The 727-nt window shown below is 38.1% G+C and carries 1 protein-coding gene; it reads right to left on the reverse strand.

Features of this window, described 5'->3' with window-relative positions; all coding sequences use genetic code 11:
- Nucleotides 1–271: 271 nt before the first annotated feature.
- Nucleotides 272–727, reverse strand: a 456-nt coding sequence (locus RZO55_RS26035) for an IS91 family transposase (RefSeq protein ID WP_318064151.1), incomplete at its 5' end; no start/stop codon positions are given.

A 727-nucleotide genomic window follows, 5' to 3' on the forward strand; every position in this document is an offset into this window, starting at 1 on the left:
AATTCTTAAGTGAAGTAACATATTTTGAGCAAACAAAAAAGAGCATGCAGAGAAAACCTCTAATTGCTCTAAATATGATTCTTCGCCATTGTACCATCTCGCGGAACTTTAGCCCATATATGGGATTTGCTTTGTTCCCTTTCTTGTTTATTTTTTCAAAAAGGTATGCCAAAAAGAAAGTACAGGGTTTTGTAGAAGCAAATCTGGATTTTTGTGCATTACAACTAAGCCTCCCTCAGGAGACTGCAAAAAAGTATTTGGTTACTATAACCTAATTACGTAAAGCATAGGTTCTACCTGCATGACGCATGGAGCAACAACCACACTCAGGGCAGAGATGAACATTGATATTCCAAAGCGACAGAAGCAATTCATCATGACTCATAGAGATGAACTTCGACTGAAACAATTCTTTTCCGGTCAGTTTTACAATCAGCTTTAAATTTATCTTTTTGCTACGGTTATTCAGAAAACCGTAATACCGGATTTTTTGAAAACCGGAAGGTAACACATGCATCAGGAAACGGCGTAGAAATTCCACATGGAGCAGAGTAATATCCTTGTTTCCCCCCGTTTTGTAATCTTTTGCAGAAAAGGTTACATGGGTATCTGTAACAGATTTAATACGGGAGTTACTAATGGCAATTCGGTGGGTGTACCGGCCAAGATAGTCAATGGCATTCCCATATCCGTTAAAGGTTTCTTTGATATATGGAATCCAAGTCTT

Source organism: Clostridium boliviensis (assembly GCF_033342255.1).
Lineage (GTDB): Bacteria > Bacillota > Clostridia > Lachnospirales > Lachnospiraceae > Lacrimispora > Lacrimispora boliviensis.